The organism is Streptomyces sp. NPDC057854 (assembly GCF_042797055.1).
Taxonomy (GTDB): domain Bacteria; phylum Actinomycetota; class Actinomycetes; order Streptomycetales; family Streptomycetaceae; genus Streptomyces.
The window spans coordinates 36,336-52,117 of record NZ_JBHVMF010000024.1 but is presented as its reverse complement, the minus strand read 5'-3'; the positions used below and the strand labels follow the sequence as shown (position 1 = coordinate 52,117).

At 73.0% G+C, this 15,782-nt stretch carries 13 protein-coding genes; 7 read left to right on the top strand and 6 right to left on the bottom strand.

Translation table 11 applies throughout. From position 1 onward, the window contains the following. Positions 1-69: 69 nt before the first annotated feature. The 4 genes from ACFVQZ_RS29075 (at position 70) to ACFVQZ_RS29060 (ending at position 6,710) form a co-directional block, all read left to right on the top strand. A complete protein-coding gene (locus ACFVQZ_RS29075; RefSeq protein ID WP_383627607.1) occupies positions 70-945 on the top strand; it encodes a helix-turn-helix domain-containing protein in 876 nt (291 codons plus the stop codon). A gap of 32 nt (positions 946-977) precedes the next feature. Beyond that, a complete protein-coding gene (dusB, locus tag ACFVQZ_RS29070; protein WP_383627604.1) occupies positions 978-2,114 on the top strand; it encodes a tRNA dihydrouridine synthase DusB in 1,137 nt (378 codons plus the stop codon). 358 nt (positions 2,115-2,472) lie between these two features. After that, positions 2,473-5,184, top strand: coding sequence for a pyruvate, phosphate dikinase (gene ppdK, locus ACFVQZ_RS29065; RefSeq protein WP_030494169.1), 2,712 nt, complete (start codon positions 2,473-2,475; stop codon positions 5,182-5,184). 494 nt (positions 5,185-5,678) lie between these two features. Next, positions 5,679-6,710, top strand: coding sequence for a helix-turn-helix domain-containing protein (locus ACFVQZ_RS29060; protein WP_030494170.1), 1,032 nt, complete (start codon positions 5,679-5,681; stop codon positions 6,708-6,710). Here ACFVQZ_RS29060 and ACFVQZ_RS29055 read toward each other — a convergent pair. Next, a complete protein-coding gene (locus ACFVQZ_RS29055; protein ID WP_383627601.1) occupies positions 6,680-7,840 on the bottom strand; it encodes a PhoX family protein in 1,161 nt (386 codons plus the stop codon). The genes ACFVQZ_RS29060 and ACFVQZ_RS29055 overlap by 31 nt on opposite strands. 165 nt (positions 7,841-8,005) lie before the next feature. Between ACFVQZ_RS29055 and ACFVQZ_RS29050 the strand changes: the two genes are divergently transcribed. The 3 genes from ACFVQZ_RS29050 (at position 8,006) to ACFVQZ_RS29040 (ending at position 10,068) form a co-directional block, all read left to right on the top strand. Beyond that, on the top strand, positions 8,006-9,037 hold the full coding sequence (locus ACFVQZ_RS29050) for a hypothetical protein (RefSeq protein ID WP_383627598.1): 1,032 nt from the start codon (positions 8,006-8,008) through the stop codon (positions 9,035-9,037). Positions 9,038-9,095: 58 nt separating this feature from the next. Further along, a complete protein-coding gene (locus ACFVQZ_RS29045; RefSeq protein WP_383627595.1) occupies positions 9,096-9,563 on the top strand; it encodes a group III truncated hemoglobin in 468 nt (155 codons plus the stop codon). A 91-nt stretch (positions 9,564-9,654) separates the two neighbouring features. Then, positions 9,655-10,068, top strand: a complete 414-nt coding sequence (locus ACFVQZ_RS29040; RefSeq protein ID WP_030494174.1) for a VOC family protein — start codon at positions 9,655-9,657, stop codon at positions 10,066-10,068. A gap of 18 nt (positions 10,069-10,086) precedes the next feature. Here the strand turns inward: ACFVQZ_RS29040 and ACFVQZ_RS29035 are convergent, their stop codons facing one another. The 5 genes from ACFVQZ_RS29035 to ACFVQZ_RS29015 form a co-directional block, all read right to left on the bottom strand. After that, positions 10,087-10,848 carry an SDR family NAD(P)-dependent oxidoreductase gene (locus ACFVQZ_RS29035; RefSeq protein ID WP_383627592.1) on the bottom strand — a complete coding sequence of 254 codons (762 nt, stop codon included), beginning with the start codon at positions 10,846-10,848 and terminating at the stop codon, positions 10,087-10,089. A gap of 103 nt (positions 10,849-10,951) precedes the next feature. After that, positions 10,952-11,536, bottom strand: coding sequence for a TetR/AcrR family transcriptional regulator (locus ACFVQZ_RS29030; protein WP_030494176.1), 585 nt, complete (start codon positions 11,534-11,536; stop codon positions 10,952-10,954). 37 nt (positions 11,537-11,573) lie between these two features. Then, complete coding sequence (gene nirD / locus ACFVQZ_RS29025; protein ID WP_030494177.1) at positions 11,574-11,903, bottom strand: nitrite reductase small subunit NirD; 330 nt, start codon at positions 11,901-11,903, stop codon at positions 11,574-11,576. Continuing rightward, the gene (gene nirB / locus ACFVQZ_RS29020) at positions 11,900-14,419 is read right to left on the bottom strand and encodes a nitrite reductase large subunit NirB (protein WP_383627588.1); all 2,520 of its coding nucleotides are present in this window, start codon (positions 14,417-14,419) and stop codon (positions 11,900-11,902) included. The genes nirD and nirB overlap by 4 nt, the downstream gene beginning before the upstream one ends. After that, entirely contained in the window at positions 14,416-15,606 is a 1,191-nt protein-coding gene (locus tag ACFVQZ_RS29015; RefSeq protein WP_383627585.1) for an NAD(P)/FAD-dependent oxidoreductase, read from the bottom strand. The genes nirB and ACFVQZ_RS29015 overlap by 4 nt, the downstream gene beginning before the upstream one ends. Between the last annotated feature and the right edge of the window lie 176 nt (positions 15,607-15,782).

The window sequence follows — 15,782 nt, the reverse complement described above, 5'->3', positions numbered from 1 at the left end:
ACCAGAGCCTCCTCATCCTGGTACCAGAAGTGCCTGGCACCCGGCTGCCCGGACGGGCAGGCTGGACCCATGGACATCGTCGCGACGACCGGACCGGACGCCCGGCGGCGGGAACTGGCCGCCTTCCTGCGCAGCCGCCGCGAGCGCATCACCCCCGAGCAGGTCGGCCTCGTGCCCGGCCGCCGGCGCCGCACCCCGGGCCTGCGCCGCGAGGAGGTCGCGCAGCTCTCCGCCGTCGGCGTCACCTGGTACACCTGGATCGAGCAGGCCCGGGACATCCAGGTCTCCCCGCAGGTCCTCGACGCCCTCGCCGGCGCGCTGCTGCTCGACCCCACCGAGCGCGCCCACCTCTTCGCCCTCGCCGGGCAGCCCGACCCGCGCCCCGGCACCCCGAGCCCCGCCGTCACCCCGGCGGTGCGCGCCCTGCTCGACCAGCTGGAGCCGGTGCCCGCCGCCGTCCAGAACAGCCGCTTCGACCTCCTCGCCCACAACCGCACCTTCGGGCGGCTCTTCCGCGACCTCGACGCGCTGCCGCCGGAGGACCGCAACACGCTCTGGCTGGCCTGCACCGATCCCGAGTTCCGGGCCGCCGTCACCGACCTGGAGGAGCTGATCCCGCTGCTCGCCGGGAAGCTCCGCGCGCAGATGGCCGAGCACCTCGCCGAGCCCGCCTGGAAGCGGCTCGTCCAGCGGCTGGAGGCCGCCTCGCCCGAGTTCCGCGCGGTCTGGGCCCGGCACGACGTCGTCGCCCCCGGCGGCCGGACCAAGGTCGTGCGCAACGCCCTCGTCGGCCCGCTCCGCTTCGAGCACACCAACCTGTGGCTCGGCCCCGCCCCCGGACCCGTCCTCGTCACGTACGTGCCGCTGGACGAGGAGACCCGGTCCGGCTGCGCCCGGCTGCTGGAGCTGGTGGCGCGGGAGGGGCGCCCGCTCGCCGTGGCCTGAGGTCACCCGCGCGGGTGCGGGACAATGGGCCCATGACCGCGTTCTCCCCCCTCTCCATCGGCCCGCACGTCGTGCAGCCCCCGGTGGTGCTCGCGCCCATGGCCGGCATCACCAACGCCCCCTTCCGGACCCTCTGCCGCGAGTTCTCCGACGGCAAGGGGCTGTTCGTGAGCGAGATGATCACGACCCGGGCGCTGGTGGAGCGCAACGAGAAGACGATGCAGCTCATCCGCTTCGACGCCACGGAGCAGCCCCGCTCGATCCAGCTGTACGGGGTGGATCCGGTGACCGTCGGCAAGGCGGTCCGGATGATCGTCGACGAGGACCTGGCCGACCACATCGACCTCAACTTCGGCTGCCCGGTGCCGAAGGTGACCCGGAAGGGCGGCGGCTCGGCGCTGCCGTACAAGCGCCCGCTGCTGCGGGCGATCCTGAACGAGGCCGTGTCGAACGCCGGGGACCTGCCGGTGACCATGAAGATGCGCAAGGGCATCGACGACGACCACATCACGTACCTCGACGCGGGCAGGATCGCGGTCGAGGAGGGCGTGACGGCGATCGCCCTGCACGGGCGGACGGCGGCGCAGCACTACGGCGGCACGGCCGACTGGGACGCGATCGCGCGGCTCAAGGAGCACGTGCCGGAGATCCCGGTGCTGGGCAACGGCGACATCTGGTCGGCGGACGACGCGGTGCGGATGATGCGGGAGACCGGCTGCGACGGCGTGGTCGTGGGCCGGGGCTGCCTGGGCCGGCCGTGGCTCTTCGCGGACCTGGTGGCGGCGCTGGAGGGCGGCGGGGAGTACCGGACGCCGGGGCTGCGGGAGGTCGCGGAGGTGATGGTGCGGCACGCGACGCTGCTGGGCGAGTGGATCGGCGACGAGTCGCGCGGTGTCATCGACTTCCGCAAGCACGTGGCCTGGTACCTGAAGGGCTTCTCGGTCGGTTCGGAGATGCGCAAGCGGCTGGCGGTGACCTCGTCCCTGGACGAGCTGCGCGCTCAGCTGAGCGAGCTGGACCTGGACCAGCCGTGGCCGGCGGGCGCGGACGGTCCCCGGGGCCGTACGTCCGGGAACAACCGGGTCGTGCTGCCGGACGGCTGGCTGAAGGACCCCTACGACTGCGCCGGAGTGAGCGAGGACGCCGAGCTGGACACGTCCGGGGGCTGAGATTTCCGGCCTGCCGGGGGAGTGATCCTCGCCACCCCTGAGGGGGGTGACGCTCAGATGAGCGTGTTGCCGAGGGTTGCGGCATCTGAAGGGGTGGCACCGGGTGCCACCCCTTTTGCGTTCAAGAGTTGAACGCAAATGCGCAGAGAACCTGCTCATCTGAGCGCGTTGTCCCTGGTTTGGGTCAAGCGGACTTCGGGCCGTGAATGCGGAAGCTTCGCGTCGGTAACTTTCGAAGTGGTGGCGGACGGGTGGTTACGACCGTGTGACCGCTAGGCGTACCTCCCTAGAAGCCTTCGATCTGGGTATGTTCCTCGCCGTCAGGGCAGCCAACCGAGTCGTCGAGGAGTCGAGACCCGTGTCGGAAAACAATGATCAGAAGTTCGTGTACGACTTCACCGAGGGCAACAGGGACCTGAAGGACCTGCTCGGTGGCAAGGGGGCCAACCTCGCCGAGATGACCAACCTCGGCCTTCCGGTGCCTCCGGGCTTCACGATCACCACCGAGGCGTGCAAGGTCTACCTCGAGTCCGGCTCGGAGCCCGCCGCCCTGCGCGACGAGGTCTCCGCCCACCTGGACGCCCTCGAGCGGAAGATGGGCAAGAAGCTCGGCCAGGCCGACGACCCGCTGCTCGTCTCCGTCCGCTCGGGCGCCAAGTTCTCCATGCCGGGCATGATGGACACCGTCCTCAACATCGGCCTCTCCGACGAGTCCGTCGAGGGCCTGGCCCGCCAGGCCGACAACGAGCGCTTCGCCTGGGACTCGTACCGCCGCCTCATCCAGATGTTCGGCAAGACCGTGCTGGGCGTCGACGGCGAGCACTTCGAGGACGCCCTCGACGAGGCCAAGGCCGCCAAGAAGGTCACCAGCGACACCGACCTGGACGCCGCCGACCTCAAGAAGCTCGTCGCGCGGTTCAAGGAGATCGTGAAGGCCGACACCGGCCGTGACTTCCCGCAGGACCCGCGCGAGCAGATGGACCTGGCCATCAAGGCCGTCTTCGACTCCTGGAACGGCGACCGCGCCAAGCTGTACCGCCGCCAGGAGCGCATCCCGCACGACCTCGGCACCGCCGTCAACGTCTGCTCCATGGTCTTCGGCAACCTCGGCCCGGACTCCGGCACCGGCGTCGCCTTCACCCGCGACCCCGCCTCCGGTCACCAGGGCGTCTACGGCGACTACCTGCAGAACGCGCAGGGCGAGGACGTCGTCGCCGGCATCCGCAACACGGTGCCGCTGGCCGACCTGGAGTCGATCGACAAGAAGTCGTACGACCAGCTGATGCAGATCATGGAGACGCTGGAGACCCACTACAAGGATCTCTGCGACATCGAGTTCACGATCGAGCGCGGCCAGCTCTGGATGCTCCAGACCCGCGTCGGCAAACGCACCGCCGGTGCCGCCTTCCGCATCGCCACCCAGCTCGTGGACCAGGGCCTGATCGACGAGGCCGAGGCGCTCCAGCGCGTCACCGGCGCCCAGCTCGCGCAGCTGATGTTCCCGAAGTTCGACGAGGACGCCAAGGTCGAGCAGATCGGGCGCGGCATCGCCGCCTCCCCGGGCGCGGCCGTCGGCAAGGCCGTCTTCGACTCGTACACGGCCGTCAAGTGGTCCCGCTCCGGCGAGAAGGTCATCCTGATCCGCCGCGAGACCAACCCGGACGACCTGGACGGCATGATCGCCGCCGAGGGCATCCTCACCTCGCGCGGCGGCAAGACCTCGCACGCCGCCGTCGTCGCCCGCGGCATGGGCAAGACCTGTGTCTGCGGCGCCGAGGAGCTGGAGGTCGACACCAAGCGCCGCCGGATGACCACCGCCTCGGGCGCGGTCGTCGAGGAGGGCGACGTCGTCTCCATCGACGGCTCCACCGGCAAGGTGTACCTCGGCGAGGTACCCGTCGTGCCGTCCCCGGTCGTCGAGTACTTCGAGGGCCGCATGCACGCCGGCGCCGACGACGCCGACGAGCTGGTCCAGGCCGTGCACCGGATCATGGCCTACGCCGACCGCGTCCGCCGCCTGCGGGTCCGCGCCAACGCCGACAACGCCGAGGACGCCTCCCGCGCCCGCCGCTTCGGCGCCCAGGGCATCGGCCTGTGCCGCACCGAGCACATGTTCCTCGGCGAGCGCCGCCAGTACGTCGAGCGCCTGATCCTCGCCGACACCGACGCCGAGCGCGACGACGCCCTCAAGGCGCTGCTGCCGCTCCAGAAGGCCGACTTCGTCGAGCTCTTCGAGGCGATGGACGGCCTGCCGGTCACGGTCCGCCTGCTCGACCCGCCGCTCCACGAGTTCCTGCCCGACATCACCGAGCTGTCGGTGCGCGTCGCCCTCGCCGAGTCCCGCAAGGAGCCGCACGAGAACGACCTGCGCCTGCTCCAGGCCGTGCACCGGCTGCACGAGCAGAACCCGATGCTGGGTCTGCGCGGCGTCCGCCTCGGCCTGGTCATCCCCGGCCTGTTCACCATGCAGGTCCGGGCGATCGCCGAGGCCGCGGCGGCGCGGATCGACGCCAAGGGCGACCCGCGCGCCGAGATCATGATCCCGCTCGTCGGCACCGTCCAGGAGCTGGAGATCGTCCGCGAGGACGCCGAGAAGGTCATCGCCGAGGTCGTGGCGGAGACCGGCGTGGAGCTGAAGCTGGCGCTCGGCACCATGATCGAGCTGCCCCGCGCGGCCGTCACCGCCGGCCAGATCGCCGAGGCCGCCGAGTTCTTCTCCTTCGGCACCAACGACCTCACCCAGACGGTCTGGGGCTTCTCCCGGGACGACGTGGAGGCCAGCTTCTTCACCGCCTACCTGGAGAAGGGCATCTTCGGCGTCAGCCCCTTCGAGACCATCGACAAGGACGGCGTCGGCTCCCTGGTCCGCTCCGCGGTGCAGGCCGGCCGGGCCACCCGCCCCGACATCAAGCTCGGCGTCTGCGGCGAGCACGGCGGCGACCCGGAGTCGGTGCACTTCTTCCACGAGGTCGGCCTCGACTACGTCTCCTGCTCGCCGTTCCGGATCCCGGTGGCGCGCCTGGAGGCGGGCCGCGCGGCGGCCGGGTCGAAGGGCAGCGACAGCCGCTGACCCGAGGGGCCCCCGGGCCCCGCAGAGCCCCCGGGGCCGCCGCCGGCCATCCCTTCCGAACCCTCACCGGCGGGCGGCGGCCCCGGATCCGAAAGAGACGGGACGGACACCTTGTGCGGAGGTGTCCGTCCCGTCGTTTTCACGTCAGATTCATGCGCAATTACGTCCGCATTGAATTATTGGAAATTGAACGTCTGTGTTTGCGGATGTTTCGGCCGCGGCCCCCGGATCCCCACCCGGGGGCCCCAGCCTTTTCACGGTGTCGGGCAGGTGAGCCGCAACCCTCGCCGACCGCCGCCGGACGGGCAAAGCCCCCCACGGTCTTCACCACGTCACCTCGGTCCTGAAGGTTTCCTGCCCGACCCGCACAGCATTTCCGGTGGGCCCTGTTCGCCGCGATGCTTTTCAACTGTGGCTGAAACACCCTGGTAACGTGCAGTGATGGAGTGCATACTCGATCGCGGGGTGGTTGCGAGTGCACAGGTGGGGACTTCATGCTTCGTATTCATTTCACCGCGGACGATCTGGCGGGGGTGCGGATCGCCGCCCGTCCTGACGTCCTGTGGGAAACGATTCTCAGCTTTCACCGTTTAAGGGACCGGCGCGGACCGGTGGTGTTCGGCGGATGGCGCACGGAAACGCGGACGCGGCTCGGCGGGGAGACCCGGCTGCTGGCCGCCCTCGTCCCGAGCCGCGGCTATTTCCCCGATTTCCTCACCCCGGCGGAGGGCCTGCACGGCCTCGACGACGGGCTCCAGGCGGTCCGCGCGACCCCGTCCGGCCGGCTCCGCTCGGAGCTGTCCCTGCTGGCCGCCGACCGGAGCGGCGGCCGGACCGTGCCGCACTCGCTGCGGGCCCTCGCCGACGGCGGCCCGGAGCCCTTCGACCGGCTCCTCGGGGCGCTGCGCAGCTACCACCGGGCGGCCGTGGAGCCGTACTGGCCGCACATCCAGGCCCGGGTGGAGGCGGACCGGGCGCGCCGGGGCCGGGCCGTCCTCGACGGCGGGGCGGAGGAGCTGCTGGGCTCGCTGCCGCCGATGCTGACGTGGCGGGCGCCGGTCCTGGAGGCGGCCTACCCGGTCGACCGGGACGTGCACCTGGACGGGCGGGGGCTGCTGCTCCAGCCGTCGTACTTCTGCCGGGGCACGCCGGTGATGCTGCGGGACCCGGCGCTGCCGCCGGTGCTGGTCTACCCGGTGACCCACGGGGAGGCGCCGACGGTCCGCCCGCCGGGCGCCTCCTCGCTGGCGAAGCTGGTGGGCCAGACCCGCGCGGAGGTCCTCCAGGCCATCGGGGACGGCGGGACGACGAGCGAGCTGGCGCGCCGGGCCGGGGTGTCGCTCGCCTCGGCGAGCCAGCACGCGGGCGTGCTGCGGGAGGCCGGCCTGATAGCGACCCTGCGGCACGGGAACGCGGTGCTGCACACGCTGACGCCGCTGGGCGCCGCGCTCCTCGGCGGAGGCGGGGCGGCCCAGCGGCGCGGGGAGGAGCGCTGTTACGCGCGGAACGGGCCGGTCACCTCGTAGGTGATGCCGCCGGAGGAGCTGCCGGAGGTGCCGCGCTGGCTGGAGAAGTACAGCCGCTTGCCGTCGGGGGAGAAGGCGGGGCCGCAGATCTCGGAGGAGGACTGGCCGTTGATCCGCAGGAAGGGCGCGACGGTGTCGTCCGGCGTGATCAGGCAGATCTCCATGTTGCCGCCGTCCTCGGCGACGAACAGGTCGCCGGAGGAGGAGCCGGTGACGTTGTCCACGCCGGTGAGCGGGGCGGCGCCGCTCGGCACCAGCGAGTCGTCGTAGGCGAGCTCGTAGGTGTTGTTCAGCAGGTTGAGCTGCCAGAGGCGGTTGTCGCCCTTGGTGGTGAACCAGACGGTGTCGTTGGCGTAGTGGCAGCCCTCGCCGCCGCTGAACTTCTTCGCGCCGGAGACCTGGGTGCGGGTGGTGGTCGGGGAGCCGTCCGGGTCCGGCACGTTCTGCCAGGTGAAGGAGCCGGAGGTGGCCGTGCCGGCCTTGAGGACCTGGAGGGTGCCGGACGAGAGGTTCCCCCAGGTGGTCGGTATGAACCGGTAGAAGCAGCCGTCCGACTCGTCCTCGGTCAGGTAGATCACCTTGCGGACCGGGTCGGCGGCGGCGGCCTCGTGCTTGAAGCGGCCCATGGCGTCCCGGCGGACGGCCGCGTTCACGCCGTAGGGGTCGCTCTCGTAGACGTACCCGAGGCTGACCTCCTCGCAGGAGAGCCAGGTGTTCCACGGGGTCTTGCCGCCCGCGCAGTTCTGCCGGGTGTTCGACAGGATCCGGTACGCGCCGGTGATGGCGCCGGTCGAGGAGAACCGGACCGCGCTGGCGCCGCCGCCGGGGTTGATCTCCGAGTTGGAGACGTAGATCCAGCCGGTGCCGTCGGCGTAGCAGGCGCCGCCGTCGGGGGCGTTGTGCCAGGTGTACGAGGTGCCGGGGACGGTCTGTCCCGAGCGGGCGATGACCCGGCTGGTGAACCCGGCCGGCAGCATGATGCCGTTCGCGTCCGACGCGCCGAGTGCCCCGTACGGCCCGGCGCCGGGCTGGGCCGGGGCCGCGTAGGCCGCGCCACGCATCAGGGTGCCGCCGAAGGCCGCCGCCGAGGTGCCGATGACCGCTCCACGCAGGAAACTGCGTCGCTCCACGTTTTCTCCAGGGGGTGTGTGACCGCCCGCCGCACGGTCAGCGGCGGGGCCGCGCGAGGGGAATCTAGGAGTGCGGAGTTGACTGTGCATCAACAAACGGTGACGGGGAAGGGGCGGGCGGGGGGCGGGGGACCCGGGGCCGGCGGCGAACGCTAGGTTCGCGCCATGACGATCACCGCACAGCTGCTCGGATCGGTACGGCTGCCGGGCGGGGCGGACCTCGTGGACGGCCCGGTCCGCGAGGCGGGCCCCGGCGGCCTCGCGCTGCGGCGGGCCGGCCGCCTGGAGGTCCACCGGCTCCCGGCGCTCTTCTCCGGGGCGCCGGAGCCGGCCGCCGTCTTCCCCGCGCCCTGGCCCGGCTGGGACCGGGGCGTGGACGCGGTCGCCCCGGACCTGGGCTTCGCCGTCTTCGCGGGCCAGCGGGCGGTCCGGGCGGTGGCCGCGGACGGGCGCGCGCTGTGGGAGTACCGGCACGGCTGCTGGGGCCCGGTGATCGGCCACCCCCACACCGGCGACGACCAGGAGGTCTGCTCCGGCCTGGAGCACGGCTCGGTGCTGGTCTCCGCCGACGGGCGGCTCGTCTGGGCCCACGTCGTCGGGGAGGACGAGCAAGAACGGTGGGCGGTGCTCGACGCCCGGGACGGGTCCGAGATCGGCCGGATCCCGCTGGAGGACAGCGTCGCCGCGGGCTCCCACCAGCGCACCCTGCCGGACGGGGAGACCGTCCTGCTCTGCGTAGGGATGGGCCAGGACGGGGTGCTGCTGTACGCGGGGCGCCGGGACGGAGCGGCGGTGACGGTACGGGACCTGGGGGACGGGCTCGACCGGATCCTGCTCGACGTCCACCCCGCGCGCCCCCGCCACCTGACCGTCGAGCACGGCTGCCACGACCTCCAGCTGCACGCCCCCGACGGCAGCGTCCTCGCCGAACGGGACGCCGCGGACCTCGGGGGCGACCGGAGGTGGGACTTCGCGGCGGGGTTCGCCGGCCCGGACACCGTCGTCGCCGTCGCCGAGACCGCCGGCGGCGAGGACGGCCCGGGCCACTGGCTCCTCGACGGAGAGCTGCGGCCGCTCGGCCCCGTCGCGTACCCGTCCCGCGTCTCCGGCTGCGTCCGCCCCCTCGGCGACGGCACCTGGCTCACCCACGACCGGGCGACCGGCACCCTCAGCCGCTGGACCCGCGCGGCGTCCTGAGCGCGGGCGGGACCTTCGGCACTGGGGGTGCGGGGGCGGGGGAGGGGAGACTGGACGCATGCGCGAGACACGGGAGCCCACCGACATCGGCGGTCGCGACGACCTCGACGTGCTGCTGCGCCGGTTCTACGGGGCCGCCTTCGCCGACCCCCTCATCGGGCCGTTCTTCACCGAGGTCGCCGGCACCGGCCTGGAGGTCCACCTGCCGCGCATCGCCGACTTCTGGGAGCGGGCCCTCTTCCGTACCGCCGCGTACGGCCGGGACGCCTTCGCCCCGCACGCCGCGCTGCACTCCGCCCGCCCCCTCACTCCCGCCCACTTCGGGCGCTGGGTCCAGCTCTGGCACGCCACCGTCGACGGGCGGCACCGCGGCCCGCGCGCGGACCGGGCCAAGGCGATGGGGGAGCGGATCGCCGTCTCGATGCTGAAGCGGCTCGGCGGGCCCGGCGCGGAGGCCGCCGCCGCGTCCGGCGGGACCGGCGGCTTCGTCCCGCTGGCGGCGCTCACCCTGCGCGCGGCGGGCTGAACGAAAAAATCCGTCCGGCGGGCGATGAGTTCGGGCCGTCCCGCCCGTCTTACCTCTCGACAGCACCGCACGACGGAGGAGAGAGAGCGCCATGGCCCCGCAGATGATCTTCGTGAACCTGCCCGTGAAGGACCTCGACGCCAGCAAGAACTTCTACGAGAAGCTCGGGTACGCGATCAACCCGCAGTTCAGCGACGAGACCGCCGCCTGTGTGGTGATCAGCGACGCCATCTTCGTCATGCTGCTCACCGAGGAGAAGTTCGCCGGCTTCACCGCGCCGGGCAAGGCGATCGCCGACGCCTCCGCCACCACTCAGGTCCTGCTGACCCTGAACGCGGAGAGCCGCGAGAAGGCCGACGAGCTGGCCGACCGGGCCCTGGAGGTGGGCGGCAGCCCGGCGAAGGAGCCGATGGACCTGGGCTTCATGTACGGCCGCTCCTTCGCCGACCCGGACGGGCACCACTGGGAGGTCTTCTGGATGGACGAGTCCGCCGCGCAGGGCTGACCGCCCCCTCCGGCGGGCTCAGGCGGAGACGCCGCCGTCGATCACCAGGTCGGTGCCGACGGTCGAGCCCGCCGCGTCCGAGGCGAGATGCAGCACCGCCGCCGCCACCTCGGCCGCCGAGACGACCCGCCCCAGCGGCGACTGCTCCTTCATCCGGAGCTCCCGGTCGGCCTCCGTCTCGCCGGGAAGCAGCGACATCGCGGACTCGGCGGCGCCCGGGCTGACCGCGTTGATCCGCACCCCGTCGGCGATGTGGTCGCGGGCCGCGGCGCGGGTGAGCGCGGAGACGGCGGCCTTGGAGACCTGGTAGCCGAAGACGCCCGGGACGCGGACGTGCGGGCCCAGGTTGGACGAGATGTTGACGATCGCGCCGCCGCCGTGCGCCCGCATGTGGGCGACCTCGGCCTGGAGGGCGTGCAGGACGCCGGTGACGTTGGTGTCCAGCAGGGCCTGCCAGTCGTCGAGGGGGAAGTCGGCGGCGCTGTGGCCGCCCCGGAAGATCCCCGCGTTGTTCACCGCGACGTGCAGCCCGCCGTACGTCTCCACCGCGCGGCGGACCAGGGCGCGGGTGGACTCGGCGCTGGTGACGTCGGCGGTGACGGCGGTGGCCGTCCCGCCGGCGGCCTCGATCAGCGCCACCGTCCCGTCGAGCGCGGCGGCGGTGCGGCCGGCCGCCACCACCCGCGCGCCCTCGGCGGCGAAGGCGCGGGCGATCTCCCTGCCGAGGCCGGAGCCGGCGCCGGTGACGAGGGCGACGCGGCCGGTGAAGCGAGCGGACATGGGTTCCTCCCCGAAGAGTTGCGGACCACAGCTTTATGGACCGTACGTTCCAGAATGAAGGCCGGAAAAAGGGCGCCCCTGAGGGCGCCCGTCGAGCGGTGGCTCAGTCCAGCAGGCGCAGGGCCTCCTCCGCCGCGTCCCGCACCCGGGCCGGGTCCGCCGACGCCTTGCCGACCACCCGGATCCCCTGGAGCAGGACCAGCAGCGTCCGGGCGAGCGCGCGCGGATCGCGGCCCTCCGGCAGCTCGCCCTGGGCGCGGGCCCGGACCAGCGCCGCGTGCAGCAGGGTCTCGACCTGCTCCCAGCTCAGCTCCACCCGCCGGGCCACCGCCGGGTCGCGCGCGGCGAGTTCCGACGCCGAGTTGGTGACGAAGCAGCCGTTCCGCCGCCCGTCCCCGTCCGTCGCCTCGGCGGCGAAGCGGCGGACCAGCGCCCGCACGGCCGGCAGTGCCGGGCCCGGTCCGGCCAGCTCCCCGAAGAGCTCCCCGTCCCGGGTCTCCTGGTAGCGCTCCAGCGCCTTCAGGTACAGCTCGTGCTTGCTGCCGAAGGTCGCGTAGAGGCTGGCCCGGCCGATGCCGAGGTGCTCCACGAGGTCCGCCATCGACGTCGCCTCGTAGCCGCGCGCCCAGAACAGGTCGAGCGCCGCCTGGAGCGCGGCCGAGGGATCGAATTCCTTGGTCCTGGCCACGCGGTGACCGTACGTCTTTCTGGAACGAGCGGTCAAGTCAGCTGAGGCGGACCGGATAGACCGCCACCGCCACCTCGTCGTCGTCCAGGCAGCGCCCGGTCACCAGGTCGAAGCGCTGCTTCAGCAGCGGCGACGCCACGTACGGACGCCCGTCCGCCGTGCCGAGCAGCCCCCGGGACAGCACCTGCGCCCCGGTGAAGGGATCGCGGTTGTCGATCGCGTACGCCCGCCCCGCCCGGTCCCGGAAGACGGCCGCCTGCCGGCCGTCCGGCAGCAGCGCCGCCAGGCCGCGGCCCGGGGTGAGCCGGGCCTCCTCGCAGACCGTCATCCAGGAGTCCTCGGCGGGCGAGAGTTCGAGGGTCTTCATCGGGACAGGGCTCCTTCCGGGGTGCCGATGGTCAGGACGGTGAGGTCCGGCTTGATCTGGTCCCGCTCGGGCACGAACCGCACGGTCGGGTCGGGGGTCTCCGGCGCGTTCACGAAGGAGACGAAGCGGCGCAGCCGCTCCGGGTCGTCCAGGGTCTCGGCCCACTCGTCCCGGTAGCCGGCGACGTGCGCCGCCATCAGCGTCTCCAGCTCGCCGCACAGGCCGAGCGAGTCCTTCACGATCACGTCGCGGAGGTGGTCGAGCCCGCCCTCCAGGCGCTCCAGCCACACCGACGTCCGCTCCAGGCGGTCCGCCGTCCGGATGTAGAACATCAGGAACCGGTCGATGAGCCGCACCAGTTCGGCGTCGGACAGGTCCTGGGCCAGCAGGTCCGCGTGACGCGGGGTCGCGCCGCCGTTGCCGCCGACGTACAGGTTCCAGCCGTTCGCCGTGGCGATCACGCCGAAGTCCTTCGACTGGGCCTCGGCGCACTCGCGGGCGCAGCCGGAGACCGCCGACTTCAGCTTGTGCGGGGCGCGCAGGCCCCGGTAGCGCAGCTCCAGCTGGATCGCCATCCGCACCGAGTCCTGGACGCCGTAGCGGCACCAGGTCTGCCCCACGCAGGACTTCACCGTGCGCAGCGCCTTGCCGTAGGCGTGTCCGGACTCGAAGCCGGCGTCCACCAGCCGGGTCCAGATCGCCGGGAGCTGGTCGACGCGGGCGCCGAAGAGGTCGATCCGCTGACCGCCGGTGATCTTCGTGTAGAGGCCGAAGTCGCGGGCCACCTCGCCGATCACGATCAGCTTCTCCGGGGTGATCTCGCCGCCGGGGATGCGAGGGACCACCGAATAGGAGCCGTTGCGCTGGAGGTTGGCGAGGTGGTGGTCGTTGGTGTCCTGGAGCGCGGCCTGCTCGCCGTCGAGGATGTACCCGTTGTTGAGGGAGGCGAGGATCGAGCCGACGGTCGGCTTGCACACCTCGCAGCCCTCGCCGCCCTTCGCGCCGTCCCGCCCGTGCGAGTCGAGCAGCGCCGCGAAGGAGGTCACCCGCAGGGTGCGGGCGATCTCGTAGAGCTCGCTGCGGGTGTACGGGAAGCAGCCGCACAGCCCCGTGTCGGCGGCCTTCGGGAGCAGCTTCTCGATGACCTTCACGCAACTGCCGCAGCCGGTGCCGGCCTTGGTGCACTTCTTCACCTCGGGCAGCGTGGCGCACTGGGTGATGGCGTGCTTGGTGACGTTGTGGCAGGAGCAGATGACGGCGTCGTCGGGGAGCGCGGACGGGCCGAGCGCCACGGGCGCCCCGGCGCCCGCCGGGAGGACCAGCTGTTCGGGGGAGACCGGCGGCTTCGAGCCGGTGAGCGGGCGCAGCAGCCCGTACGCCTCGGCGTCGCCGACCAGCACGCCGCCGAGGAGCCGGCCCTCGCCGTCCACCACCAGCTTCTTGTAGACGCCGGTCCGGGAGTCGGAGTAGACGACGTCGAGGCAGCCGTCGGCGGTGCCGTGCGCGTCGCCGAAGGAGGCCACGTCCACGCCGAGCAGCTTCAGCTTGGTGGAGAGGTCGGCGCCGGTGAAGCCGTCGCCGGTCTCCTCCTCGGCGAGCACCGAGGCGACCGTCTGCGCCATCTCGTAGCCGGGCGCGACCAGGCCGTAGACCCGCCCGTCGGCGGCGAGCGCGCACTCGCCGATGGCGAAGACGGCCGGGTCGGAGGTGCGGCACCGCGCGTCGACGGCGATGCCGCCGCGCTCGCCCACGTCGAGCCCGCACTCCCGGGCCAGCTGGTCCCGGGGACGTACACCGGCCGAGAACACCACCATGTCGACGCCGAGTTCGGTGCCGTCCGACAGCTTCATGCCGGTCACCGACCCGTCGGCGGTGAGGACCTCCTGGGTGCCGGTGCCGGTGTGCACGGTCAGCCCCATCTGCTCGATGGTGCGCAGCAGGGCGGCGCCGCCGCCGTCGTCGACCTGCACCGGCATCAGCCGCGGCGCGAACTCCACGATGTGGGTGTCGAGTCCGAGGCCCTTCAGCGCGCCGGCCGCCTCCAGGCCGAGCAGGCCGCCGCCGACGACCGCGCCGGTCGTGGCCGTCCTGGCGTACTCCTCGATGGCGAGCAGGTCCTCGATCGTGCGGTAGACGAAGCAGCCGGCGGCGTCCTTGCCGGGCACCGGCGGCACGAAGGGGTACGAGCCGGTGGCGAGCACCAGGTGGTCGTAGCCGACGGTCCGGCCCGACCGGGTGGTCACGGTCCGGGCCGCCCGGTCGACGCTCACGACGGGTTCGTCGGTGTGCAGCTCGATGCCGTGCCGCTCCAGGAAGCCGTCCTCGACCATCGACAGCTCGTCGGGCGTCCTCCCGGAGAAGTACGAGGTCAGCTGGACCCGGTCGTAGGCCGGGCGGGGCTCCTCGCAGAGCACCACGATCCGGGCCCGCTCGGTGACGCCCCGGTCGGCGAGCGCCTCCAGGAAGCGCTGGCCGACCATTCCGTGGCCGACCAGGACGATGGTGGGGGTGGTCATGCGGAGCCTCCGTCGTGGGTGAGCAGGTGCAGCAGGGGGGCCTCCGGCAGGGCTTCGTCGCCCTCCCAGGCCCGGGCGAGCGCGCCGACCGCGGCCAGGTCGCCGAGGAGGACGCCCCCGACGAGCCGGTTGTCGCGGACGACGACCTTGCGGTACGCGCCCCGGGTGGCGTCGGTCAGCTGGACGACGTCGTCGCCCGGCAGGGGCGTGGCCTCGCCGAAGGCGGCGAGGTCCAGCGGCCGGGCCCCGCCGAGCGTGAGCCGGGTGAGGGCCCGGGTGCCGGTGTAGCGGGGGCCCGCGGTGCCGGACAGCACGTCCGCGAGGACGTCGGCCTGCTCCAGCGCGGGCCCGGCGAGGCCGTACACCCGGCCGTCGTGCTCGGCGCAGTCGCCGATCGCGTGGATGGACGGGTCGGAGGTCCGCAGCTCGTCGTCGACGACGATCCCGGTCCGCACGTCGAGCCCGGCCTCGCGGGCCAGCGCGACCCGGGGGCGCACCCCGCAGGCGAGGACCACGACCTGGGCGTCCAGGACGAAGCCGTCGGCCAGCTCGACCGCCGTCACCGCCCCGTCCCGCTGCCGCAGGCCGCTGACCCGGCACTCGGTGTGGGTCTCGACGCCGAGCCCGTCCAGGTGCGCGCGCAGCAGGACGGAGGCGTGCGGGTCCAGGTGGCGTTCCATCAGGCCCTCGCCCTGCTGGGTGAGGACCACCTCGGCGCCCAGCGCGGCCAGCGCCCGCGCCGCGGACACGCCGAGGAGGCCACCGCCGATCACGACGGCGCGGACGCCCGGGCGGACGGCCTCCCGCAGGGCGAGGCAGTCGTCGAGGGTGCGGAAGGAGTGCACGCCCCGGGGGAGCTCCGCGCCGCGCAGTCCGCGCAGCGGCGGCAGCACCGGGTTGGAGCCGGTGGCGAGGACCAGCCGGTCGTAGCCGACCCGCGAGCCGTCCGCGCACGTGACGGTGCGGGCCGCCCGGTCGATCGCCACCGCCCGGATCCCGCGGCGCACCGGCTCGCGGGGCTCGGGCAGGGCGATGACCTCGGGGGCGTACCGCCCGGCGAGGACGTCGGCGAGCAGCACCCGGTTGTACGGGGCGTGCGGCTCCTCGCCGAGGAGGGTGACCGGCAGGCGCTGGGCGAGGCGGAGGCCCGCCGTTCCGCCTCCGACCACCACGATCCGTGTACTCATACCGGGAAGGGTGCGGGCCGGGTGTTTCCCGGTGGCATCCCGTCTGTTTCCCGTACGGAACGCTGATCTCCGCGGGCGCGGGGGCGGGCTGTGAGGGCGGCGGGCCCCGCAAGCTCAGAGTTCGCTCAACGATCACGGGATCCGTGGACGGGGCAACGATCCCGTCCCTAGGCTCG